At 72.5% G+C, this 22,040-nt stretch carries 21 protein-coding genes; all 21 read right to left on the reverse strand.

Translation table 11 applies throughout. From position 1 onward, the window contains the following. Positions 1–22: 22 nt before the first annotated feature. On the reverse strand, positions 23–1,342 hold the full coding sequence (locus FHX52_RS06390) for an MFS transporter (protein ID WP_141820924.1): 1,320 nt from the start codon (positions 1,340–1,342) through the stop codon (positions 23–25). After that, positions 1,339–1,887: an ArsR/SmtB family transcription factor gene (locus FHX52_RS06395; protein WP_141820926.1), complete on the reverse strand. Its 549-nt coding sequence runs from the start codon at positions 1,885–1,887 to the stop codon at positions 1,339–1,341. Before FHX52_RS06395 ends, FHX52_RS06390 begins: the two co-directional genes overlap by 4 nt. Before the next feature lie 86 nt (positions 1,888–1,973). Further along, positions 1,974–3,272, reverse strand: coding sequence for a saccharopine dehydrogenase family protein (locus FHX52_RS06400; RefSeq protein WP_141820928.1), 1,299 nt, complete (start codon positions 3,270–3,272; stop codon positions 1,974–1,976). Between the two features lie 118 nt (positions 3,273–3,390). Next, positions 3,391–5,451, reverse strand: coding sequence for a primosomal protein N' family DNA-binding protein (locus FHX52_RS06405; protein ID WP_141820931.1), 2,061 nt, complete (start codon positions 5,449–5,451; stop codon positions 3,391–3,393). A gap of 16 nt (positions 5,452–5,467) precedes the next feature. Beyond that, the gene (gene metK / locus FHX52_RS06410; RefSeq protein WP_141820932.1) at positions 5,468–6,691 is read right to left on the reverse strand and encodes a methionine adenosyltransferase; all 1,224 of its coding nucleotides are present in this window, start codon (positions 6,689–6,691) and stop codon (positions 5,468–5,470) included. A gap of 58 nt (positions 6,692–6,749) precedes the next feature. Beyond that, positions 6,750–7,994, reverse strand: a complete 1,245-nt coding sequence (coaBC, locus tag FHX52_RS06415; protein WP_141820934.1) for a bifunctional phosphopantothenoylcysteine decarboxylase/phosphopantothenate--cysteine ligase CoaBC — start codon at positions 7,992–7,994, stop codon at positions 6,750–6,752. Between the two features lie 26 nt (positions 7,995–8,020). Beyond that, positions 8,021–8,284: a DNA-directed RNA polymerase subunit omega gene (rpoZ, locus tag FHX52_RS06420; protein WP_141820936.1), complete on the reverse strand. Its 264-nt coding sequence runs from the start codon at positions 8,282–8,284 to the stop codon at positions 8,021–8,023. A gap of 89 nt (positions 8,285–8,373) precedes the next feature. After that, positions 8,374–8,988 (reverse strand): guanylate kinase, encoded by a 615-nt coding sequence (gmk, locus tag FHX52_RS06425; protein ID WP_141820938.1) that lies wholly within the window; start codon positions 8,986–8,988, stop codon positions 8,374–8,376. Then, entirely contained in the window at positions 8,985–9,302 is a 318-nt protein-coding gene (mihF, locus tag FHX52_RS06430; RefSeq protein WP_141820939.1) for an integration host factor, actinobacterial type, read from the reverse strand. Before mihF ends, gmk begins: the two co-directional genes overlap by 4 nt. A 169-nt stretch (positions 9,303–9,471) precedes the next feature. Continuing rightward, positions 9,472–9,855, reverse strand: a complete 384-nt coding sequence (locus FHX52_RS06435) for a hypothetical protein (RefSeq protein ID WP_141820940.1) — start codon at positions 9,853–9,855, stop codon at positions 9,472–9,474. A 138-nt stretch (positions 9,856–9,993) separates the two neighbouring features. Next, positions 9,994–10,446 carry a hypothetical protein gene (locus FHX52_RS06440; RefSeq protein ID WP_141820942.1) on the reverse strand — a complete coding sequence of 151 codons (453 nt, stop codon included), beginning with the start codon at positions 10,444–10,446 and terminating at the stop codon, positions 9,994–9,996. A 127-nt stretch (positions 10,447–10,573) separates the two neighbouring features. After that, a complete protein-coding gene (pyrF, locus tag FHX52_RS06445; RefSeq protein ID WP_141820944.1) occupies positions 10,574–11,467 on the reverse strand; it encodes an orotidine-5'-phosphate decarboxylase in 894 nt (297 codons plus the stop codon). Next, positions 11,464–12,495, reverse strand: coding sequence for a dihydroorotate dehydrogenase (locus tag FHX52_RS06450; RefSeq protein WP_141820946.1), 1,032 nt, complete (start codon positions 12,493–12,495; stop codon positions 11,464–11,466). The genes pyrF and FHX52_RS06450 overlap by 4 nt, the downstream gene beginning before the upstream one ends. Beyond that, positions 12,495–13,385 carry a dihydroorotate dehydrogenase electron transfer subunit gene (locus FHX52_RS06455; RefSeq protein ID WP_141820948.1) on the reverse strand — a complete coding sequence of 297 codons (891 nt, stop codon included), beginning with the start codon at positions 13,383–13,385 and terminating at the stop codon, positions 12,495–12,497. Before FHX52_RS06455 ends, FHX52_RS06450 begins: the two co-directional genes overlap by 1 nt. Continuing rightward, the gene (gene carB / locus FHX52_RS06460) at positions 13,382–16,753 is read right to left on the reverse strand and encodes a carbamoyl-phosphate synthase large subunit (RefSeq protein WP_221630507.1); all 3,372 of its coding nucleotides are present in this window, start codon (positions 16,751–16,753) and stop codon (positions 13,382–13,384) included. Before carB ends, FHX52_RS06455 begins: the two co-directional genes overlap by 4 nt. Continuing rightward, entirely contained in the window at positions 16,753–17,964 is a 1,212-nt protein-coding gene (gene carA, locus FHX52_RS06465; RefSeq protein WP_185747101.1) for a glutamine-hydrolyzing carbamoyl-phosphate synthase small subunit, read from the reverse strand. Before carA ends, carB begins: the two co-directional genes overlap by 1 nt. Beyond that, complete coding sequence (locus tag FHX52_RS06470; RefSeq protein ID WP_141820950.1) at positions 17,961–19,298, reverse strand: dihydroorotase; 1,338 nt, start codon at positions 19,296–19,298, stop codon at positions 17,961–17,963. The genes carA and FHX52_RS06470 overlap by 4 nt, the downstream gene beginning before the upstream one ends. Then, a complete protein-coding gene (locus FHX52_RS06475; protein WP_246069638.1) occupies positions 19,295–20,329 on the reverse strand; it encodes an aspartate carbamoyltransferase catalytic subunit in 1,035 nt (344 codons plus the stop codon). The genes FHX52_RS06470 and FHX52_RS06475 overlap by 4 nt, the downstream gene beginning before the upstream one ends. After that, positions 20,326–20,901: a bifunctional pyr operon transcriptional regulator/uracil phosphoribosyltransferase PyrR gene (pyrR, locus tag FHX52_RS06480; protein ID WP_281287998.1), complete on the reverse strand. Its 576-nt coding sequence runs from the start codon at positions 20,899–20,901 to the stop codon at positions 20,326–20,328. The genes FHX52_RS06475 and pyrR overlap by 4 nt, the downstream gene beginning before the upstream one ends. 133 nt (positions 20,902–21,034) lie before the next feature. Next, positions 21,035–21,448 carry a transcription antitermination factor NusB gene (gene nusB, locus FHX52_RS06485; protein WP_141820954.1) on the reverse strand — a complete coding sequence of 138 codons (414 nt, stop codon included), beginning with the start codon at positions 21,446–21,448 and terminating at the stop codon, positions 21,035–21,037. A 16-nt stretch (positions 21,449–21,464) separates the two neighbouring features. Beyond that, the gene (efp, locus tag FHX52_RS06490; RefSeq protein ID WP_141820956.1) at positions 21,465–22,028 is read right to left on the reverse strand and encodes an elongation factor P; all 564 of its coding nucleotides are present in this window, start codon (positions 22,026–22,028) and stop codon (positions 21,465–21,467) included. Positions 22,029–22,040 lie beyond the last annotated feature (12 nt).

The raw sequence follows: 22,040 nt of genomic DNA on the forward strand, positions 1-22,040 counted from the left end.
GGTGGACGGGGCGAGCGCCAGTCTAGGACCGCGGCGGTGACGGGGTCTGACCGACGGCGGTCGCCGGCTCCCCGACCGCGACGTCGGTGGGCTCGTCGGTGGGCTCGTCGGTGGGATCGTCGGACGACCGCCCGAGATCGCGCACCGATCGAGAGAGCAGTGCGGCCAGCGAGATCACCACGTAGACAGCGGCGCTCACGAGGATGAGGGTCTCGAGGTCCACCGTGGTGGCCAGCCACCCGTAGACGAACGTGCCGATCGGCATCGCGACGAACGAGCCCAGGGCGTCGTAGCTCGACACCCGCGAGAGCACTGAGACGGGCACGTGCTCGTGCAGGGCCGTGCTCCACCCGACGCCGAAGACCTCGACGGCAGCACCGGCGACGAAGAAGCCGATCGCCACGGGCAGCAGGGCAGGCCACGCCCCGAGCAGCACCATGGGCACCGCGAGCACGCAGATGGCGAGCATCCCTGCGCGTAGCGGGTGCTCGAGCCGCAGCCGGAGCATGACGATCGTCATGATGACGGTGCCGGCGGCCTCGGCGCTCAGCACGAGGCCCCACCCCGCCTCTCCGATGGCCTCGCTCGAGGCGGCGATGAGGGGACCGAGCACCCCGATGACTCCGACGTGGATCGCGTTCGTCAGGCCGAAGGCGAGGACGACGACCCAGAGCCACTGCCGACGGGTGAACTCCGACCACCCCTCACGCAGCTCCCGCACCATCGAGGCCCGCCGCACGCGGCCCGGCTCCGCCCGGGGCAGGCCGACGCGGAAGAGGCAGACGGTGGCGACGGCATACGTCAGCGCGTCGACGGCGAGCGCCCACCCGGGGCCGACGCCCACGACGAGCAGCCCGGCGACGGCCGGCCCGATGACGGCGAGCCCGCTGCGGCTGAAGGACAGGAGGGCGTTGGCCTGCTGCAGCCGGGTGCGGTCGACGACGAGCGGGACGATGCCCATCATCGCCGGCATGGTGAACGCCGAGACCGCGCCGTTGACCCCCTCGATGACCGTCAGCTGGGTCAGCGTGGCGTGCCCGCTGATGATGAGGGTGGCGGCCACCGCCTGGGTGAGGCAGGTGAGCACGTGCGAGACCTGCAGGACGACGATGCGCGAGAACCGGTCGGCCACCACCCCGCCGACGAGCAGGAAGACGACCATGGCCAGCGTGCGCACCCCGAGGACCTGGGCGAGCGCGCCGGCGGATGCGTCGATGTGCAGCACCGCGAAGGTGAGCGCCACCGGCACCATGACCGAGCCGGCGGTCGAGACCGTGCGGGCGGTGAAGTACCACGCGAACCGCGGGTCACCGAGCGCACCGAGCGACTCCTTCAGCCTCATCGCGTGCCCCGGCTCTCCGGGCGCAGCTCGAAGGCAGCGACCGAGAGGTTCGCACGGACGGCGCCCTCGCTCCGCGGTGGCTGGGCGCTCGCGTGCAGGAGTGCACTGGCCTCGCCGACGAGCTCGATGACGCGGGCCCAGACGTCAGGCGCGACCCACAGGTCGGCGTCCGTGAGGTGCGTGCCGCCGGGGCGCCCCGGAAGGCGGTCGGCGAAGCGGGCCGGGATGGCGTCGGCGAGGACACGGACGTAGTGCTGGGCGTCGTCCTCGGTGTCGCGCTGGCCCCCGGGGACGCGCGCGGCGTCCCACACGTGCCGGTAGCGCTTTGCCCGGCCGCCGCGCACGTTCTCCTCGCTGGCGATGACGAGCAGGCCTGCGTCGAGCAGCAGCCGCAGGTGATAGCTCGCGTTGGCCTGGGTCACGTCGAGCTCGCGGGCGACCTCGGCCGCGCTCAGCTCGGCGCCCGTGAGCAGCGAGAGCATCTGCAGGCGCAGCGGGTGCGCCGTCGCCCTGAGGTCACTGATCCGGCCATCCTCCAAAGACATGTTTGGGAGTATGCCGTGTCGTCAGCCCGACCGTCAAGCATCTCTTTGGTGGTCGCCGGGTCCACCCCCAGTCGAGCCGGCGCGGCTCAGCGGCCGGTGACCTCCTCGACGTCGAAGGTGAAGCCGTGCTCGCGCAGCCGCTCGACGAGGACCTCCCCCATCGCGGTGGCCGGCGTGCAGACACCGGCCCGCCGCGGCACCCCCGCGCGGTCGCGGTCGCCGTCGCCGTCGCGGTCGAAGGCGAGCGACAGGGCCGCCTGACCGAGCATCGCCGCGGTGCCGCCGTAGCCGGGGTCGTAGTCGGCACCGACCTTGGTGCGGTAGCGCCGGCCCTGCGTCGTCGTCGACCGGATCTCCATGCGGAAGCGGCCGGCCGCCCGCTCCTCGGGGCCTGGCCCCTCCCCGGGCTTCGGAAGGACTCGGTCGAGGACGGCTCGCGTGGGGCTGTAGGCCAGCCCGGTCGCCACGCCGCCGAGCCCGATCGCCATGCCACCGGCGAGCAGTGGTGACATCGGCCCCGACCCGAAGTCGGTGACCTCGCGATAGCGGAAGCCGCGCCCGTAGGACCAGTCGGAGAGCGTGTTGGACAGGCGCACGATGCGGGTGTTGAACGCAGCCATGACGAACGGCCCCGTCCACCGGCCCGTCGCCTCGTCGCGGTCGACCGGCACGAAGCGCCGCAGCGTGCCCACGACGCCCCCGGTTCGCGCCCGGCCACCGCCAGACGGCTCCTCGGAGCGGCGGGGACTCAGGGCATACGGGTCGGAGACCGTGCGGCGGGCGGCGGCGTCGGCGCGCATCGTGATCGCCTGCTGCCGGGCGGAGTCGATGGTGCCGCCGGAGAAGCCGCCCTTCATCGAACGCACGAGCAGCGTGGTCTCGCCGAGCTCGCCGGCGTCGTCGGCCGCCGCGCGCTGGGCCGTGACGAGCACCCCGAGGTCGGAGGGGATCGAGTCGAAGCCGCACGCGTGCACGATCGCGGCCCCGGTCTCGCGCGCCCGGGCGTCGACCTCGTCGAGCGACCACCGCACGAAGAGCACCTCGCCCGTGAGGTCGGCGTAGTGCGTGCCTTCCTCGGCGCAGGCGCGCACGACCTCCTTGCCGTATGCCGCGTAGGGCCCCACCGTGCTGACGAGCACCGTCGTGCGCGCCGCGACGGCGCGCAGGCCGGGGGCGTCGGTGGCGTCGACCTCGATGAGCTCCCAGTCGAGGGCGCGTCCACCGATCTCGGCCCGCGTGGTCTCGAGCTTGCGGCGCGACCGGCCCGCCAGGGCGATGCGGGCGTCCTCGGGTGCGTGCTCCGCGAGGTGGGCGCCCGTCAGGGCCCCCACGAATCCGGTCGCGCCGAAGAGGACGATGTCGAGGTCACGCTGACGGTCGGGCATGCGGTCACTCTGCCACGCCGTCAGCCGCGCGAGACATGGGCCATCGAGAGGCATGCAAGAGTCATGCAGAGTCATCGAGAACGTGACGACCGTCAGGCGACGGCTCTGGACCCTCGCGTCAGAACATGTCGAGCGGGTCGACGCGCACCGTCACGACCTCGGCCTCCTTGCGGGCCGACCGCACCGCCTTGAGCGCGATGAGGGCGCGGGTCAGCTCGAGGGTGGCCACGGGCAGCGCCCGCACGAGCACGTGGTGGTCGGCGGCGGCGCGAGGGGGCGCGTCGGCCTCTCGCGGGGCGGGTGTCACGCCGCGGTGGGCGGTCGGGCTGACGGGGACGGGCCCGAGCACCTGCGCACCCGGCGGCAGGCCCTGCTGCTCGAGCTGCGCGAGCGCCCCCTCGAGGGCCCTGCGGCTGCCGGTCAGCTGGGCGACGCGCAGGGCGGGCGGCAGGCCGAGCTCGGCCCGCTCGGCGAGCTCGCGCTCCGCGAGCCACGCGGGGTCCCACCGCACGAGCGCCTCGACGGCGGGCAGGGCGACGGCCTCGGGCGCCCCGCACAGCACCGCGGCCCGGCCGGAGCGGGCCAGCGCTGCTGCGGCCAGCCACCGGCGCACGGCCTCGAGGGGTGCGTCGAGCACCGGCAGGTCGAGGCTGGCCCAGGCGTCGAGCAGGAGCACCGCGGTGTAGCCGCCCTCGGCAACCGGCTCGGCGCCCGGAGTGGCGATGACGAGCGCCGGCTCGCTGCCGACCCGCGCCAGCACCTCCCCCGAGCCGGAGGTGTGCACGGGCGTGCCGGGGAACGCCCGCCCGATCTCCTCCGCCGTGCGTCTCGCACCGGTGACCGCCGAGCGCAGGCGCCGCGAGCCGCAGTTCTGGCAGTCGAAGGAGCCCGGGGCCACGGCCAGGCCGCACCACCGGCACGAGGGAGGGGCGCCCGAGCCGCTGACCGAGACCGGCCCCTGGCATCGGGTGCACCGCACGGGAGTGCGGCACTCGGCGCAGCTGAGCGAGGGGAGGTAGCCCCGCCGCGGCACCTGCACGAGCACCGGGCCGTCGACGAGGGCGTCCTTGGCGACGCGCCAGGCGCGTGACGGCAGGTGGGCCCGTGCAGCAGGACCGTCTCGCTCCTCGTCGAGCCCCTCACCGGCGACGGTCACCCGCGGCACGGCCGCCCGCAGGGTGGCAGGCTCGGCTTCGACGGGCACGAGCGTGCCGTCCTCGACTCCCACCTGCAGCCGCAGGCTGCGCCCGAAGCCGCCGGCGAGCAGGGCCGCCCCGGTGGCCGCCGCCCGCAGCTCGAGGACGACCCCGGTGTGGTGGTAGGGCGCCCGCTGCTCGGCGAGCAGGTCGTCACCGTCGTCCCACCAGGCGACGAGACCGATGTCGTGCACCGGCGCGAAGGCCGCCGCACGGGTGCCGATGACGACGCGCACGTGGCCGCGCAGCACCTTGAGCCACGCGGTGTAGCGCGCCTGCGGCCCCTGGTCGGCCGTGAGACGCACGTGCCGGCCCTTGCCGAGCAGCGTCGTCAGCGCGGCGTCGAGCCGGTCGACGTCGCGGTGGTCGGGCACGACGACGACGCTGCCGCGCCCGGCCGAGAGAGCGGTCGCCGCGGCCACCGCGAGCGCCGCCGGCCAGTCCTCGTCGGGTCGGCGTCCCGGCAGAGCCGACCACGCGGCCGCAGGCCCCTCGCCCGACGCGACCCGACGCAGCCAGGCCGGCCCGGCGGGGTATGCCGCCCACGGGCCAGGGGCGGGCTCCGTCACGGGCTCCTGGGGCGGGCCCTCCAGCGCGAGGTTGCGCTCGGCCGTGGCGTGGCGCCGTGGCACCGCGAGTCGGAGGACGTCACTCAGCGTGCCGGCATACCGGTCGGCGACGGCGCGGCAGAGGGCGAGCACCTCGGGGGTCAGCACGGCCTCGGCACTGACGACCCGGCGCAGCGGGGTGAGCCTGCCGTCGTGCTCGGGGTGGTCGCGGCGCTCGACGACGTAGCCGTCGAGCTCGCGCCCGGCGAAGGGCACGCGCACCCGCGCACCCGGCACCGCGTCACCGTGCAGCTCCTCGGGCACGGCGTACTCGAAGACGCGGTCGAGGTGCGCGAGCGGGGTCTCGACGACGACCGCAGCGACCGGCCGGTCGGCCGGTCGCTGCGTCTTGTCGTCGGTCTCGTCGTCGCCCACGGGGGCGAATCTAGCCTCAGCCGGAGACGGCGGCCCTCAGGGCGTCCACACGGTCGGTGCGCTCCCACGTGAAGGGGTTCTCGACGCCGTCGGCCTTGGTGCGGCCGAAGTGGCCGTAGGCGGCCGTCGGGCGGTAGATCGGGCGGAGCAGGTCGAGCGCGTCGACGATGGCGGCCGGCCGCAGGTCGAAGACGTCGCCGATGGCCTGCTGGATCGCGTCGACGGGCACCGTCTCGGTGCCGAACGTCTCGACGTAGAGGCCGACGGGCTGCGCCTTGCCGATGGCGTAGGCGATCTGCACCTCGCAGCGCCGGGCCAGGCCGGCGGCGACGACGTTCTTGGCCACCCAGCGCATCGCGTAGGCGCCCGAGCGGTCGACCTTGCTCGGGTCCTTGCCCGAGAAGGCGCCGCCGCCGTGACGGGCCATGCCGCCGTAGGTGTCGACAATGATCTTGCGACCGGTCAGGCCGGCGTCGCCCATCGGGCCGCCGATCTCGAAGCGGCCGGTGGGGTTGATGAGGGCGCGGTAGCTGCTGACGTCGAGGTCGGTGCCGCTCTCGCGCAGCTCGGCGAGCACCGGCTCGATGACGTGGGCCCGGATGTCCGGCTCGAGCATGCCCTCGAGGGAGACGTCGGGCGCGTGCTGGGTCGAGAGCACGACGGTGTCGAGCTTGACCGCGCGGTCACCGTCGTAGGCGATGGTGACCTGGGTCTTGCCGTCGGGGCGCAGGTAGGCGAGCTCGTCGTTCTTGCGCACCTGGGTGAGGCGCTCGGAGAGGCGGTGCGCGAGATGGATCGGCAGGGGCATCAGCTCAGCCGTGTCGTCGCACGCGTAGCCGAACATCAGGCCCTGGTCTCCCGCGCCCTGCTTGTCGAGCAGGTCGCCGACCTCACCGGAGCGGTGCTCGTGCGCGGTGTCGACGCCCTGCGCGATGTCGGGCGACTGTGCGCCGATGGAGATCGAGACGCCGCACGTGCGACCGTCGAAGCCCTTCTGGGAGCCGTCGTAGCCGACCTCGAGGATCGTCTCGCGCACGAGCTTGGGGATCTCGACGTAACCGGTCGTCGACACCTCGCCCGCCACGTGGACGAGTCCGGTCGTGACGAGCGTCTCGACGGCGACACGCGCCTGGGGGTCCACGGCGAGCAGGGCATCGAGGATCGAGTCGCTGATCTGGTCGCAGATCTTGTCCGGGTGGCCCTCGGTGACGGACTCGGACGTGAACAGACGTGCAGGCACTTGCTCTCCCTAGCTCGGGTGTGGCCGATCGGGCCGGTCTGGGCCGTGAGTGTAGTCGTCAGCCGAGCATCGCCGAGACGGTGTCCCAGAGCGCGTCGGCCACGACGTCCTTGGATGCCGGCCCCACCGTGACCACCGCGTCGCTGCCGCGGCGGAGCACGTGGACCGTGGTCTCGTCCTGGCCGAACGTGAGACCGGGCCCGACCTCGTTGACGACCTGGACGTCGCTGCCCTTGCGGGCGAACTTCGCGCGGGCGTGGTCCATCACGGTGCCCTGCGCGTCGCCGGTCTCGGCGGCGAAGCTGACGACGAGCGGCCGGTCGCTCCCCCGCGCGGCGCGGTCCTCGACGAGACCGCGCACGATGTCGGGGTTCTCGACGAGCTCCACGCGCAGGCCTGCGGCCGGGTCGCTCGACTTCTTGATCTTGCTGTCGCTCACGCTGACCGGACGGAAGTCGGCCGGCGCGGCCGCCATGACGACGACGTCGGCCCCGGCCGAGGCCTCCTGCACCGCGGCCTGCAGCTCGAGAGTGGTCTCCACCGGCACGACGAGCACACCGTCGGGGGCGGGCAGCGACACGTTGGCGGCGACGAGGGTGACGTGGGCGCCCCGGGCGGCCGCAGAGCGGGCGATGGCCCACCCCTGCTTGCCCGACGAGCGGTTGCCGAGGTAGCGGACCGGGTCGAGGGGCTCGCGAGTGCCACCGGCCGACACGACGACGCGGCGACCGGCAAGGTCCTGCACGGGGGTTTGCGACTCGCCCGCAGCGGGGGCCGCGCCGCCGAGGATCGCGAGGCACGCGGCATACAGCTGCTCGGGCTCGGGGAGCCGGCCGGCGCCGGTGTCCTTGCCGGTGAGGCGCCCCACGGCGGGGTCGATGACGTGGGCGCCGCGGGAGCGAAGGGTGGCGACATTGGCCTGCGTCGCCGGGTGCTCCCACATCTCGGTGTGCATCGCCGGCGCGAAGGCGACGGGGCACCGGGCGGTGAGCAGCGTCGTCGTCAGCAGGTCGTCGGCGAGGCCGTGGGCGGCCTTCGCGAGCAGGTCGGCGGTCGCCGGCGCCACGACGACGAGGTCGGCGCTCTGGCCGATGCGCACGTGCGGCACCTCGTGCACCGAGGTCCACACGTCGGTGGCGACGGGCTTGCCCGACAGGGCCGACCACGTCGGCGCCCCGACGAACTCGAGGGCGGCCGCGGTCGGCACGACGGTCACGTCGTGACCGTGCTCGGTGAAGAGGCGCAGGAGCGAGGCGGCCTTGTAGGCGGCGATGCCGCCACTCACCCCGAGCACGACACGCATCTGCTGCCCCTGCCCTCCCGGCGTGCTCAGGCCTCGGTGGGCGTCGAGGTCAGCAGGCCCTCGTTGATCTCACGCAGCGCGATCGACATCGGCTTCTCGTGGATCTCGGTCTCGACGAGGGGGCCGACGTAGTCGAGCAGGCCCTCCTGGAGCTGGGAGTAGTAGGCGTTGATCTGGCGCGCGCGCTTGGCGGAGTAGATGACGAGCGCGTACTTGGAGTCGGCGACCGCCAGGAGGTCGTCGATCGGCGGGTTGGTGATGCCGATGGGAGCAGCCTGGGTACCGGACACGGTGATCTCGATTCGTTGGTTTCAGCGGGCTTGCGGCGAGGTGCGACGCCTCTGCGCGGGGCGGGCGGTGGCACACGCCACGACGGGACTCACCTCTCGGCGCGTCCCGATCTCATCAATGATACGAGTTCTTCGCTCGCCCGACGAACATCGTCGTTGACGATGACGCGGTCGAACTCCGACTGGGCCGCCAGCTCGGCGCGGGCGGTGTCGAGTCGACGCTCCCGCTCGGCCTCCCCCTCGGTGCCCCGCCCGACGAGCCGGCGCACGAGCTCGTCCCAGCTCGGCGGGGCGAGGAAGACGAAGAGGGCGTCGGGCCAGGTGTCCCGCACCTGGCGGGCGCCCTGGAGGTCGATCTCGAGGAGCGCGTCACGGCCCTCGCGGATGGCACGCTCGACGGGCCCGCGGGGGGTGCCGTACTTCGCGGCGCCGTGGACCACGGCGTACTCGAGGAACTGCCCCGCCTCGGCCAGCCGGTCGAACTCGCGATCGTCGACGAAGTGGTAGTGGACCCCGTCGACCTCCCCGGGTCGCGGCGGGCGCGTCGTCATCGAGACCGAGAACCACACGCCCGGGAAGTAGGTGCGCACGTAGGCGGCGATGGTCCCCTTGCCGACGGCGGTGGGCCCGGCGAGCACCGTCAGCCGCCCCGGGGTCCGGGTGTCCTGACGCTCCGTCGTGCCCGGGGTCTGCTCCTGCGTCACGGCCGCTCGAAGCGGCGCAGGAGCGCCGCGACCTGGTTGGCTCCGAGGCCGCGCACCCGGCGCGACTCGGCGATGCCGACCTCTTCCATGATCGCCTTGGCGCGCACCCGTCCGACGCCCGGCATCGACTCGAGCAGCTCGGTGACCTTCATCTTGCCGATGACGGGGTCGACCTTGCCGTCCTCGAGCACCTCGACGAGGGACCCGCTGGAGTACTTGAGCCGGTTCTTCACCGCGGCCCGCTCCCGACGTGCCGCCGCAGCCTTCTCGAGTGCTGCTGCGCGTTGCTCGGGCGTGAGCGGTGGAAGGGCCACGGTGTCAGGTCTCCTTGCTGTCGCAGGGGGCGCCCGGCGCTCCCCTGGTGCGTTGCTGTCTGTCGTTGCGTGTCGATGTCTCGGGTGTTCCTGCCGAACCTAGCGACCCGTGTGCAGGCCCCGCAACGCGGGTGCCGGTCGGCCGGCTGCCCGCCCCCGACCTGCGGGCTCACGTGCCGAGGTCGATGCCGCAGGTCGCCTTGGCGTGGGCCTCGATGCGCTTTGCCGCCTCCTCGAAGTCCTTCATCTCGGGCGTGACGCCCGAGAGGTCCGGGGTGTCGGTCGCGAACTTCTCGAAGAGGGTCTGGAGCGTCGCCCACTCCGACTTCACCTCGTCGGGCGCCGTCAGCTCGATCCCCTTGACCGTCTCGACGAAGCGGGTGGCCGCAGCCTTGTCCTCGAGGGAGGCGCCGGCCTGGCCCCACTGCGCGTCGGCAGCCTTGAGCGCCGCGCAGTAGGCCGTCGGGTCCGACGAGCTGCAGCCGCCGACGAGGGGCGAGGCCATCGTCGCGACGAGCAGGGCGCCGACGGCGCGGTGGGCGGGGCTGAGCATGAGCACACCGTATGCCGTGCCGTCCGTCGCGTCCGCAGAGCGCAGCAATCCGGTGGCTGGGTGGTGGCCGGTGGCGGCTGGGTGGTGGCCGGTGGCGGCTCGGTGGCGGCTCGATGGCGTCTCGGGCTCAGCGGCGCCTCACTGGAGCGAGAGGTTGCACGCGCTCTTGGCGTGGGCCTCGATCTTGGCGCCGGCCGCCTCCATCTTGGTCATCGCGCCGGCGAGGGCGCTCGTGTTGCTCGACGTGGCCGCCTCGACGAAGCCCACGAAGTCGGTCCACGCCTGCTTGACCTCCGGCGGCGCAGCGGCCTGGATCTTGCGGATGACGGTCAGCCCCTTCTCGAGCGCGGCCGAGTCGGTGAGGGTTCCGGAGAGACCCTCGAGCTCCTTCTGGCCGCTCTTCAGCACGGCGCAGTAGTCGCCGGCCGCCTCGGTCGCAGCCGAGGCCACGGCCGACGAGGCGGCCGACGACACGGCGGCCCCGGTGGCGGTTGCGGGCCCCGTGGCGGAGCTGCAGGCGGCGGCGAGGGGGATGACGGCGGTCATGCCGACGACGGCGAGGAGTCGGCGAGTCCTGGCGATGTGAGTCATGTGCCATTGTCACCCGCGCGCCCGGTCCGCGTCTTGTGGGCCGGCAGGAGGGTGCAGGTCGCAGCCGGTTGGGCCGGTTGGGCCGGTTGGGCCGGTTGTTGGGCCGGGTTGGCCCCACGGCCACCGCTCAGTCGGCGCCCCGGGTGAGCGTGTCGACGACGCGGCGGGTCTGAGCGGCGAGGCGGCTGGGGTCGGGCCCCGCCGCGAGGATCTCGCGGCTCGACGACGCCAGGACCTGACCCAGGGCGGGGCCGAACGTCGCCGCGAGCGAGTCGACGGTGCCGCCCTGGGCCCCGAAGCCGGGGGCGAGCACCGGGGTCGCTGCCGTCACGAGATCGAGGCCGAGCCGCTTCACCGCGTCGCCGACGGTCGCACCGATGACGAGACCCACGTGGCCGAGCGCGCCGCGTGCGTGCGCTGCTGCGTTGTCGCCGCGGGCGCCGTCGACGATCGAGGCGGCGACGGAGCGCCCGTCGTTGACGGCGTGCTGGACGCAAGAGCCCTCGGGGTTGGACGTGAGGGCGAGGACGAACAGCCCCCGGCCGGTCTGGGCCGCGAGGTCGATAGCCGGGCGCAGCGACTCGTAGCCGAGGTAGGGGCTGACGGTGAGGGCGTCGGCCGGAGCGACGGCGTGCGGGCCGAGGAAGGCCTCGGCGTATGCCGTCATGGTCGAGCCGATGTCACCGCGCTTGGCATCGAGGATCGTCAGCGTCTCGGCGTCACGCAGGTCGTGCAGCACCCGCTCGAGCACCGCGATCCCGCGGCTGCCGAAGACCTCGAAGAAGGCCGACTGGGGCTTCACCGCCGCGACGCGTCCGGCATACGCCTCGACGCAGGTCATCGCGAAGCGCTCGAGCCCGGCGACGTCGTAGGTGAGACCCCACTGCTCCATGAGGCCACGGTGCGGGTCGAGGCCGGCACAGAGCGGGCCGTGGCGGTGCATGGCCGCCTGCAGCCGCACTCCGAAGGCCGGAGTGCTCGCGCTCGTCACGCCGGCGGGGGCCGCGTTCGACGCCGTCATGCGCGGGACCTCTCGTCGACGGGGACCGGTCGGGGCGGCAGGGGGCTGCCGTGGGCGGCGCCGACGACGTCGGAGAAGCGCTGGTAGCCCTTCTCGACGAGCAGGTCGGTGAGCTCGTGCAGCACCCGCACGGGGGCGGTGGGGTCGTTGAACGTCGCCGTGCCGACCTGCACGGCGCTGGCACCGGCGGCGACGAGCTCGAGCGCGTCGCGTCCCGTGCGCACCCCACCCACGCCGATGATCGGCACGACGGGGATGCGGCCCTCGGCCATGGCCTGGCGCACCTGCCAGATGGCCCGGACGGCGACCGGCCGGATGGCGGGCCCGGACAGACCGCCCGTGATCCCGCCGAGGTGGGGGCGCATGAGGTCGGTGTCGATGACCATCCCGAGCAGGGTGTTGATCATCGTCAGCCCGTCGGCTCCGGCCTTGACGCACGCCGCCGCGATGGAGGTGATGTCGGTGACGTCGGGGCTCAGCTTGGCGAAGATCGGCACGTCTCGCGGCAGCTGCTCGCGCACGAGGGCGATGACCTTGGCCGACGCGCCGGGGTCGCAGGCGAAGACGAGTCCCCGGTTGGCGACGTTGGGGCAGGAGATGTTGACCTCGACGCCGACGACGGCAGCGAAGGCCCGGCTGGCACGCAGGGTCGCCGCGACGTGGGCGAACTCGGTGCTCGAGCTGCCGGCGATCGACGGCAGCACGCGGGCGCCGACCGAGGCCAGCCACGGCAGGTCGGTGTCGACGAACGCCGCGATGCCCGGCCCTTGGAGGCCGATGGAGTTGAGCATGCCCGACGGGGTCTCGGCCATGCGGGGCGTGCCGCGACCCGAGCGCGGGTCGGCCATGACCGACTTCGTGACGAACGCGCCGAGCTGCGACACGTCGAAGAAGCGGTGCAGCTCGGCACCGTTCGCGGCGCAGCCGGAAGCCGTCATGAGCGGGTTGGGCAGCACCTTCCCGTAGCCGAGGTCGACGCTGAGGTCGATGCGGTCGTCGGTGTGCTTGTCGCTCTGCTGGTCAGCCATCAGTGGCCCCCCGTCCTCGGCGCGCCGACGGCGTCGTCCGGCACGCGGGCATGGTTGCCGTCGAAGGCGTCCCAGCGCACGCGGTCACCGCGGAAGACCGGCCCCTCGACGCACGAACGCACCATGCGGGTCTGACCGTCGGCGCCGACGACGGGCATGACGCACGTCATGCACACCCCCACGCCACACGCCATGGCCTCCTCGACGGCGACCTGGGCGACGGCGCCGTGCCGGCCGGCGATGTCGGTGATCGAGCGGAGCATGCCCATCGGGCCACACCCGTAGACGACCCCCGCCCCGGTGCGGTCGATGAGGTCGGGCAGCACGTCGCTGACCCAGCCGCGGTGCCCCGCCGACCCGTCGTCGGTCGTCACCGTGACGCCGTCGCAGCTGCGACGGGCCTCGACGACGCCGAAGAGACGGTCCTCGCTCGCGGCGCCGAGCACCATCTCGACGTGGCAGCCCCGCTCACGCAGCTGGCTGGCGAGCCAGAAGAGGGGCGCGCTGCCGTAGCCGCCGCCGACGAGCACGCAGGGCACGGGCTCCGTCGGCACCGGGAAGGCCTTGCCCAGGGGTCCGACGACGTCCACGAGGTCGTGCGGCGCCCGCGCGACGATCCAGCGGGTGCCCGGACCGACCGCCGAGACGACGATCTCGACGGTGCCGCCGTAGGTGCCGCTCGGGCTGACCTTGTGGATCGAGAAGGATCGCCGCAGCAGCGTGGCCGACGACTCGTCACCGACGGCGAGCGCGACGAACTGGCCGGGCCGCGCGAGCTCGGCGATCTCGGGCGACACGAGCGTGAGGTGCTGGTAGGCACCGACCCGCCGGGTCGCGATGACCTCGGCGACCTCCTTCGCGACGCGCGCCCGAGCTGGCGGGCTGCTCATGCGCCCACCTCGGCCGGGACCGCCCGGGAGTGCGCCGTGGCGCTCGCGGCCGCGGCCGTCGTGGAGGTGCCCCGGCCGTAGAGGTCGAGGTCGCGGGCGTGGTCCTGCAGCGACTTGACGCGGATCTCCTCGGTCATCTGCGCCTCGATGCCGAGCACGGCCGCGGCGAGCGTGGCGATCGTCGTGATGATCGGCTTGTCGGCGCTCGTCGTCGCTGCACGGATGGCGTAGCCGTCGGCGCGGGCGTCCTGCCCTGACGGGGTGTTGACGACCATCTGCACGGTGCCGTCGAGGATGAGGTCGACGATCGAGCGCTCGCCCTTGTCTCCGTCGCCGCGCTCGGTGATCTTGCGCACGAGGGTCGCCTCGATGCCGTTGCGCCGGAGCACCGCAGCGGTGCCGGTCGTCGCGAGGATCGTGAAGCCGAGATCGACGAGACGCTTGACCGGGAAGAGCATCGCGCGCTTGTCGCGGTTGGCCACCGACACGAAGACGGCGCCGGAGCGCGGCAGCGCCGACCCGCTCCCCTGCTGGGCCTTGGAGAAGGCCGAGCCGAAGTCGAGGTCGATGCCCATCACCTCACCGGTCGAGCGCATCTCGGGACCGAGCAGGGAGTCGACCGCGACGCCCTCCTTGGTGCGGAAGCGCGTGAACGGCAGCACCGCCTCCTTGACCGACATGGGCGCGTGGTCGGGCAACGAGCCGCCGTCGCCGACCCGGGGCAGCAGCCCTTCGTCGCGCAGCTCCTGGACGCTGGCGCCGAGCATGACCCGGGCCGCCGCCTTCGCGAGCGGCACACCCGTCGCCTTGGCGACGAAGGGCACGGTGCGCGAGGCCCGCGGGTTGGCCTCGATGACGTAGAGGATGTCCTGGGCGAGCGCGAACTGGACGTTCATCAGACCGCGCACCCCGATGCCCTCGGCGAGCTTGCGCGTCGCGACGCGCACTCGCTCGAGCTCGCCGTCGCCGAGCGTCGCCGGCGGCAGCGTGCACGAGCTGTCGCCCGAGTGGATGCCGGCCTCCTCGACGTGCTCCATGATGCCGCCGAGATACATGTCCTCGCCGTCGAAGAGCGCGTCGACGTCGATCTCGATCGCGTCGTCGAGGAAGCGGTCGATGAGGATCGGGTGGTCGGGCGAGGCCTCGGTGGCCTTCTCGACGTAGGTCACGAGCGAGTCGTCGTCGTAGACGATGACCATGCCGCGGCCGCCGAGCACGTAGGACGGGCGAACGAGCACGGGGTAGCCGATCTCGCGCGCCACCTCGAGCGCCTCGTCGGAGCTGTAGGCCGTGCCGTGCTTGGGCGCGATGAGCCCCGCCCTCGCGAGCACCTGCCCGAAGGCGCCGCGGTCCTCGGCGAGGTGGATCGCGTCGGGCGAGGTGCCGACGATCGGCACGCCCTCGGCGGCCAGTGCCTTGGCGAGCCCGAGCGGCGTCTGCCCACCGAGCTGGACGATGACGCCCGCGACGGGCCCGGCCTGCGTCTCGGCGTGGATGACCTCGAGCACGTCCTCGAGGGTCAGCGGCTCGAAGTAGAGGCGGCTGCTCGTGTCGTAGTCGGTCGACACGGTCTCGGGGTTGCAGTTGACCATGACGGTGTCGAAACCCTTGTCGCGCAAGGCGAACGACGCATGCACGCATGAGTAGTCGAACTCCACGCCCTGGCCGATGCGGTTCGGGCCGGAGCCGAGGATGATGACGGCCGGCCTCTCACGCGGTGCCACCTCGGTCTCCTCGTCGTAGGAGCTGTAGTGGTACGGCGTCGTGGCCGCGAACTCAGCCGCGCACGTGTCGACGGTCTTGTAGACCGGGCGGACCCCGAGGGCGTGCCGCACGCCGCGGACCACGGCCTCCGGCATACGCCGGATGGAGGCCACCTGGGCGTCGCTGAAGCCGTGGCGCTTGACCAGCCGGAGGAGGTCCGGGGTCAGGTGGTCGGCCTCCGCGAGCATCGCCGCGACGTCGTTGATGAGCTGGATCTGGTCGAGGAACCACGGGTCGATGCCGGTGGCCGCGTGCACCTCCTCGACGGTGCAGCCGCCGCGAAGAGCCTGCTGCACGAGGACGATCCGGCCGTCGGTCGGGACCTTCGCCTCCTCGAGCGCACGCTCGGCGTGGAGCTTCGTCAGCTCGCCGTCCCAGTGGAAGGAGGCGCCCTTCTTCTCCAGCGAGCGCAGCGCCTTCTGCAGCGCCTCCGTGAAGTTGCGGCCGATGGACATCGCTTCGCCCACCGACTTCATCGTCGTCGTCAGGGTCGGGTCGGCGGCGGGGAACTTCTCGAACGCGAAGCGGGGCACCTTGACGACCACGTAGTCGAGCGTCGGCTCGAAGCTCGCCGGGGTCTCGCGGGTGATGTCGTTGGGCACCTCGTCGAGCGTGTAGCCGATCGCCATCTTCGCGGCGATCTTGGCGATCGGGAAGCCGGTCGCCTTGGAGGCCAGCGCGCTCGAGCGCGAGACGCGAGGGTTCATCTCGATGACGATGATGCGGCCGTCGGCAGGGTTGACGGCGAACTGGATGTTGCAGCCGCCCGTCTCGACGCCGACCTCGCGGATGACCGCGATGCCGATGTCGCGCAGCCGCTGGTACTCGCGGTCGGTGAGCGTCAGCGCCGGGGCCACGGTGATCGAGTCACCCGTGTGCACGCCCATCGGGTCGAGGTTCTCGATCGAGCAGACGACGACGACGTTGTCGGCGTGGTCGCGCATGACCTCGAGCTCGTACTCCTTCCAGCCGAGGATCGACTCCTCCAGGAGCACCTCGGTGGTCGGGGAGTACTGCAGGCCCTGGCCGCCGATGCGTCGCAGGTCGGCCTCGTCGTAGGCGAAGCCCGACCCGAGCCCGCCCATCGTGAAGGACGGCCGCACGACCACGGGGTAGCCGAGGTCCGCCGCGCCGGCGAGCAGCTCGTCCATCGAGTGGCAGATGATCGAGCGCGCCGACTCCGCGCCGCAGCGCTCGACGACACCCTTGAACTTCTCGCGGTCCTCACCGAGCTGGATCGCGTCGACGTTGGCGCCGATGAGCGGGCAGCCGTACTTCTCGAGAACTCCGTTGTCGTGCAAGGAGATTGCGCAGTTGAGGGCCGTCTGGCCACCAAGGGTCGCGAGCACGGCGTCGGGCCGCTCCTTGGCGATGATCGCCTCGACGACCTCGGGGGTGATCGGCTCGACGTAGGTCGCGTCGGCGAACTCCGGGTCGGTCATGATCGTCGCCGGGTTGCTGTTGACGAGGATGACGCGGATGCCCTCCTCCCGCAGCACGCGGCATGCCTGGGTGCCGGAGTAGTCGAACTCGCAGGCCTGGCCGATGACGATCGGCCCGGAGCCGATGACGAGGACGCTCTTGATGTCGCTTCTCTTTGGCATCAGGCGTTGGCCTCCGTGGTCTGGTGGGCAGTCTGTCTGGTGGTCATGAGCTCCACGAAACGGTCGAAGAGGTAGGCGGCGTCGTGGGGGCCCGCCGCCGCCTCAGGGTGGTACTGCACCGAGTAGGCCGGCAGGTCAAGGCATTCCAGCCCTTCGACCACGTCGTCGTTGAGGCACACGTGCGACACGCGCACGCGGCCGTATGCCGTCTCGCTCTCCCTGTCGAGGGGTGCGTCCACCGCGAAGCCGTGGTTGTGCGCCGTCACCTCGACCTTGCCGGTCGTGCGGTCCATGACCGGCTGGTTGATGCCGCGATGGCCGTACTTCAGCTTGTACGTGCCGAAGCCGAGGGCCCGGCCGAGGAGCTGGTTGCCGAAGCAGATGCCGAAGAACGGGATGCGACGGTCGAGCACCTCGCGCAGCAGAGCGACCTCGCGCTCGGCGGTCGCAGGGTCGCCGGGCCCGTTGGAGAAGAAGACCCCGTCGGGACCGTGCTCCCCCACCGCGAGGACGTCGTCGATGGTCGCCGTCGCGGGCAGCACGTGCACCTCGATGCCGCGCTGCGCCATGAGCTGGGGCGTCATGGCCTTGATGCCGAGGTCGATGGCCGCGACGGTGAAGCGGGCGCTGCCGACAGCGGGGACGGCATACGCCTCGCTCGTCGTGACCTCGGCGGCGAGCGCGGCACCCGTCATCTGGGGGCTCGTGCGCACGGTGTCGAGCAGCTCGTCGACGGGATGAGCCGCGGCGTCGCCGCTGAAGAGCCCGACCCGCATCGCACCGCGCTCGCGCAGGTGGCGGGTCAGGGCGCGCGTGTCGACCTCGCAGACGCCGACGATTCCCTGGTCGGCGAGCTCGTCCTCGAGGTCGCGCGTCGCGCGCCAGCTGGACGAGCGGATCGCGGGGTCGCGCACCACGTACCCGGCCGCCCAGATGCGGGTGCTCTCGTCGTCCTCGGTGTTGACACCCGTGTTGCCGACGTGCGGCGCCGTCATGACGATGACCTGACGGTGGTAGCTCGGGTCCGTGAGCGTCTCCTGGTAGCCGGTCATGCCGGTCGAGAACACGGCCTCGCCGACGGTCTGGCCGACGGCGCCGTAGGACGAGCCGCGGAAGGTGCGCCCGTCCTCGAGCACGAGGACGGCGGGCTCACGGCGGCGTCCTGGCCGTCCGTCGCGGGCCGGCACGGTCAGTGGTGTCTGGGTGGTCACAGGTCTGCCCCCGGTGTCGAAGCGGTCGTCAGTGGTCGGTGGGTGCGGGAGGTCGCTCCGCGGTCGTAGGTGACCCGGCCGCCGTAGACGGTCGCCTCGACGGCGCCGCGGAAGGTCCGGCCGTGCCAGGGGTTGTTGCGCGAGCGGCTTCGGCTCTCGGCCGCGTCGACGGTGACCTCGCGGTCGGGGTCGACGAGGGTGAGGTGCGCCGGCGAGGCCTCCGAGAGCGGGCGCCCCTGTGCCGTAAGGCCGCCGATGCGAGCGGGCGCGCTCGACATGACCCGTGCGACGCCTGCCCAGTCGAGCAGACCGGGCCGCACGAGCACCTCGCTGACGACGGAGAGCGCCGTCTCGAGGCCGAGCATGCCGAAGGCCGCGTCGGGGAAGGCATGCTCCTTGTCCTGCCGGGCGTGCGGGGCGTGGTCGGTCGCGACGGCGTCGATCGTGCCGTCGGCTAGCGCGGCGCGCAGCGCCTCGACGTCCTCCGTCGGCCGCAGGGGCGGGTTGACCTTGTAGACGGGGTCGTAGCCGGCGAGCAGGTCGGTCGTCAGCGCGAGGTGGTGCGGCGTCACCTCGGCCGTGACGTCGATGCCCTGCGCCTTGGCCCAGCGGATGACCTCGACGGTGCCGGCGGTGGAGACGTGCGCGACGTGGACGCGCGAGCCGGTGTGCCGGGCGAGCATGACGTCGCGGGCCACGATCGACTCCTCGGCGATGCCGGGCCAGCCCGTCAGGCCGAGCCGTCCAGACACCTCGCCCTCGTGGCAGCACGCGTCGGGGCCGGCGAGGCGCGGGTCCTGCGCGTGCTGCGAGACGACGCCCCCGAAGGTCTTGACGTACTCGAGTGCCCGACGCATGACGCGGGCGTCGTGGACGCAGTGTCCGTCGTCGGAGAAGACGCGCACGGCGGCGCGGGAGCGCGCCATGAGCCCGAGCTCGGCGAGCTCTGCGCCCTCGAGCCCCTTGGTCACGGCGCCCACCGGCACCACCTGGGTGAGGCCACAGGCGCGCCCGAGGTCGAGCACGCGCTCGGCGGCCTCGGCCGTGTCGGTGACGGGGCTCGTGTTGGCCATGGCGAAGACGGCGGTGTAGCCGCCCGCCGCGGCGGCCGCGGATCCGGTGGCGATCGTCTCGGCGTCCTCGCGGCCGGGCTCGCGCAGGTGCACGTGGAGGTCGACGAGGCCGGGCAGTGCGACGAGCCCGTCGGCGTCGAGCACCTCGACGTCGCCTCCCGCTCGGATCGAGCCGACCTCGCGGATGACGCCGTCGTCGACGAGCAGGTCGGCGGCCTCGGCTCCGAGCAGGCGGGCGCCGCGGATCAGCAGGCGGCTCATCGGGCTGCTCCCTCGGTCGTGGCGGTGGTGGCGGGCGGGCTGGCGTGCGTGCTGGAGGGCGTGGTGGCGGCGACCGCTGGCGCGGGCGTGTCGTCGCCGGCGAGCAGGTGGTAGAGCACCGCCATGCGCACCGCGACCCCGGCCGAGACCTGGTCGAGGACCACCGACTGCGGGGCGTCGGCAGCCTCGGGCGAGATCTCGAGACCGCGGTTCATCGGGCCGGGGTGGAGCACGAGCACGTCGTCGTTGCGGGCGACGAGCCGGTCGAGCCGGTCGCGGGTGAGGCCGTAGCCGACGGTGTACTCACGCGCCGTCGGGAAGTAGCCGCCGCTCATGCGCTCGCGCTGGACCCGCAGCATCATGACTGCGTCGACCGTGTCGTCGCCGTCGAGGACCGCGTCGAGGTCCCAGCTCGTCGCGAAGCCGTCGGCGGCGCTCCAGGCACCGATGCCGCTCGGCATGAGGGTGGGCGGGGCGACGACCGTGACCCGGGCGCCCAGTGTCTTAAGCGTGATCACGTTGCTGCGGAAGACCCGCGAGTGCGTGAGGTCTCCGACGATGACGACGTGCTTGCCGTCGAGGTCACCGAGCCGGGTGCGCAGGGTGTAGGCGTCGAGCAGGGCCTGCGTCGGGTGTTCGTGGGTGCCGTCGCCGGCGTTGATGACGCTGCAGCGCACCCACTGCGCCACCTGGTGGCAGGCGCCCGAGGCGTTGTGGCGGATGACGAGGGCGTCGACCGCCATGGCGTCGACGGTCATCGCCGTGTCGCGCAGGCTCTCGCCCTTGCTCGTCGAGGAGCCCTTGGCCGAGAGGTTGATGGTGTCGGCCGACATCCACTTGCCCGCGATCTCGAAGGAGCTGCGGGTGCGGGTGGAGTCCTCGAAGAAGAAGTTGATGATGGTCCGGCCCCGCAGGGTCGGCACCTTCTTGACCTCGCGGCGCTGGAGGTCGTGCATCGAGGCCGCCGTCTCGAGGATGTCCTCGACCTCGGCCCTGCTGAGGTCGGCCGACGAGATGAGGTGCTTGGTCATCGGCCCTCTCCTCCGCTGATGCGCACGACGTCGATGCCGTCGAGCTCGGCCACCCGCACGTGCACGCGCTCGTCGCGCGAGGTCGGGAGGTTCTTGCCGACGTGGTCGGCGCGGATCGGCAGCTCGCGGTGACCCCGGTCGACGAGGACGGCGAGGCGGACGGCCCGGGGCCGGCCGAGCTCCGAGAGCGCGTCGAGCGCTGCCCGGATCGTGCGGCCCGAGTAGAGCACGTCGTCGACGAGCACGACGACCTGGTCGTCGATGCCGGTGGCCGGGATGCGTGACCGGTGGGCCGTGCGCACCGGGTGGCGGCGAAGGTCGTCGCGGTGCAGCGTGATGTCGAGCTCGCCGACGGGGATCTCGGTGCCCTCGACGTCCTCGATGCAGGCCGCGAGGCGACGGGCGAGCGGGACCCCGCGCGACGGGATGCCGAGGAGGACGAGCCCCTCGCTGCCCTTGTTGCGCTCGAGGATCTCGTGGCCGATGCGCCGCAGCGCCCGGGAGATGTCGCCCTCGCTCATGACGTCTCGCGCGTCAGCAGGGGTGGTGGAACTGGTGGCAGGCTCGCTCAGGTCAGGGCAGGTCACAGCCGCTGGACCTCCTTCCCCGCCTCACAGGACGGTGGTTAAAGGATGTCTTCGCGCAGGAGTCTAGCGCGGGCACGAGGCGCCCTCGACACGCGTCCGCGCCGGGGCGGCAGATGCCTCAGACGATGGTCGCCTTGACCTCGGCGAGGCGACCGAGCAGGCCGTTGACGAAGGCCGGCGACTCGTCGGTCGACAGCTCGGTTGCGAGGGCCACGGCCTCCGAGATCGCGACGGCGTCGGGGATCTCGTCGTTCCAGAGGACCTCCCACGCCCCGAGGCGCAGGATGGCGCGGTCCACGGCGGGCATCCGCTCGAGGGTCCAGCCCTGGCTGTAGTCGGTCAGGGCCGCGTTGATGTCGTTCCAGCGACCGACGACACCACGCACGAGGTCTGCGGTGTAGGGGTTGTTGCCGGCACGGGACTCGCGGTCGCACAGTCGCTCGTCGAGCAGGGTCTCGGCGTTGAGGCCGCGCTGGTCCGCCTCGAAGAGGATGTCGAGGGCCCGAGTGCGGGCCTTGCTGCGTGCTGACAAGGGGATTCGCGTCCGCTCAGTCGTTGACGCGGCCGAGGTAGGACCCGTCGCGGGTGTCCACCTTGACGCGCGTGCCGGTCTCGAGGAAGAGCGGCACCTGGATCTGGGCGCCGGTCTCGAGGGTGGCGGGCTTCGTGCCGCCGGTCGAGCGGTCGCCCTGCAGACCCGGCTCGGTGTGGGTGATCTCGAGGACGACCGACGCAGGCAGCTCGACGTAGAGCGGTGCGCCCTCGTTCGTGGCCACGATGGCGTTCTGGTTCTCGAGGAGGTAGTCGGCGGCGCCACCGACGACGGTCTCCGACACGTTGATCTGGTCGTAGGTGTCGGTGTCCATGAAGACGAAGTCGGAGCCGTCCTTGTAGAGGTACTGCATCGTCCGCTTGTCGACGTTGCTCGTCTCGACCTTGGTCCCGGCGTTGAACGTCTTGTCGACGACCTTGCCCGAGAGCACCGCCTTGAGCTTGGTGCGCACGAAGGCGGGCCCCTTGCCCGGCTTCACGTGCTGGAACTCGACGACGGACCAGAGCTGTCCCTCGAGGTTGAGCACCATGCCGTTCTTGAGGTCATTGGTCGAAGCCATCGTCGTCAAACC

Source organism: Humibacillus xanthopallidus, from assembly GCF_006717145.1.
Taxonomy (GTDB): Bacteria; Actinomycetota; Actinomycetes; order Actinomycetales; family Dermatophilaceae; genus Humibacillus; species Humibacillus xanthopallidus.

Excerpts from the sequence above, each read along its gene's own strand:
- coaBC (WP_141820934.1), bottom strand. The coding sequence starts at position 7,994 with ATGCGTGTCGTGCTCGGGGTGAGTGGCGGCATCGCCGCCTACAAGGCC.
- FHX52_RS06400 (WP_141820928.1), bottom strand. The coding sequence starts at position 3,272 with ATGCCCGACCGTCAGCGTGACCTCGACATCGTCCTCTTCGGCGCGACC.
- carB (WP_221630507.1), bottom strand. The coding sequence starts at position 16,753 with ATGCCAAAGAGAAGCGACATCAAGAGCGTCCTCGTCATCGGCTCCGGG.
- FHX52_RS06395 (WP_141820926.1), bottom strand. The coding sequence starts at position 1,887 with ATGTCTTTGGAGGATGGCCGGATCAGTGACCTCAGGGCGACGGCGCAC.
- efp (WP_141820956.1), bottom strand. The coding sequence starts at position 22,028 with ATGGCTTCGACCAATGACCTCAAGAACGGCATGGTGCTCAACCTCGAG.
- FHX52_RS06390 (WP_141820924.1), bottom strand. The coding sequence starts at position 1,342 with ATGAGGCTGAAGGAGTCGCTCGGTGCGCTCGGTGACCCGCGGTTCGCG.
- FHX52_RS06455 (WP_141820948.1), bottom strand. The coding sequence starts at position 13,385 with ATGAGCAGCCCGCCAGCTCGGGCGCGCGTCGCGAAGGAGGTCGCCGAG.
- FHX52_RS06470 (WP_141820950.1), bottom strand. The coding sequence starts at position 19,298 with ATGAGCCGCCTGCTGATCCGCGGCGCCCGCCTGCTCGGAGCCGAGGCC.
- FHX52_RS06475 (WP_246069638.1), bottom strand. The coding sequence starts at position 20,329 with ATGACCAAGCACCTCATCTCGTCGGCCGACCTCAGCAGGGCCGAGGTC.
- pyrF (WP_141820944.1), bottom strand. The coding sequence starts at position 11,467 with ATGACGGCGTCGAACGCGGCCCCCGCCGGCGTGACGAGCGCGAGCACT.
- FHX52_RS06450 (WP_141820946.1), bottom strand. The coding sequence starts at position 12,495 with ATGGCTGACCAGCAGAGCGACAAGCACACCGACGACCGCATCGACCTC.
- FHX52_RS06440 (WP_141820942.1), bottom strand. The coding sequence starts at position 10,446 with ATGACTCACATCGCCAGGACTCGCCGACTCCTCGCCGTCGTCGGCATG.
- FHX52_RS06435 (WP_141820940.1), bottom strand. The coding sequence starts at position 9,855 with ATGCTCAGCCCCGCCCACCGCGCCGTCGGCGCCCTGCTCGTCGCGACG.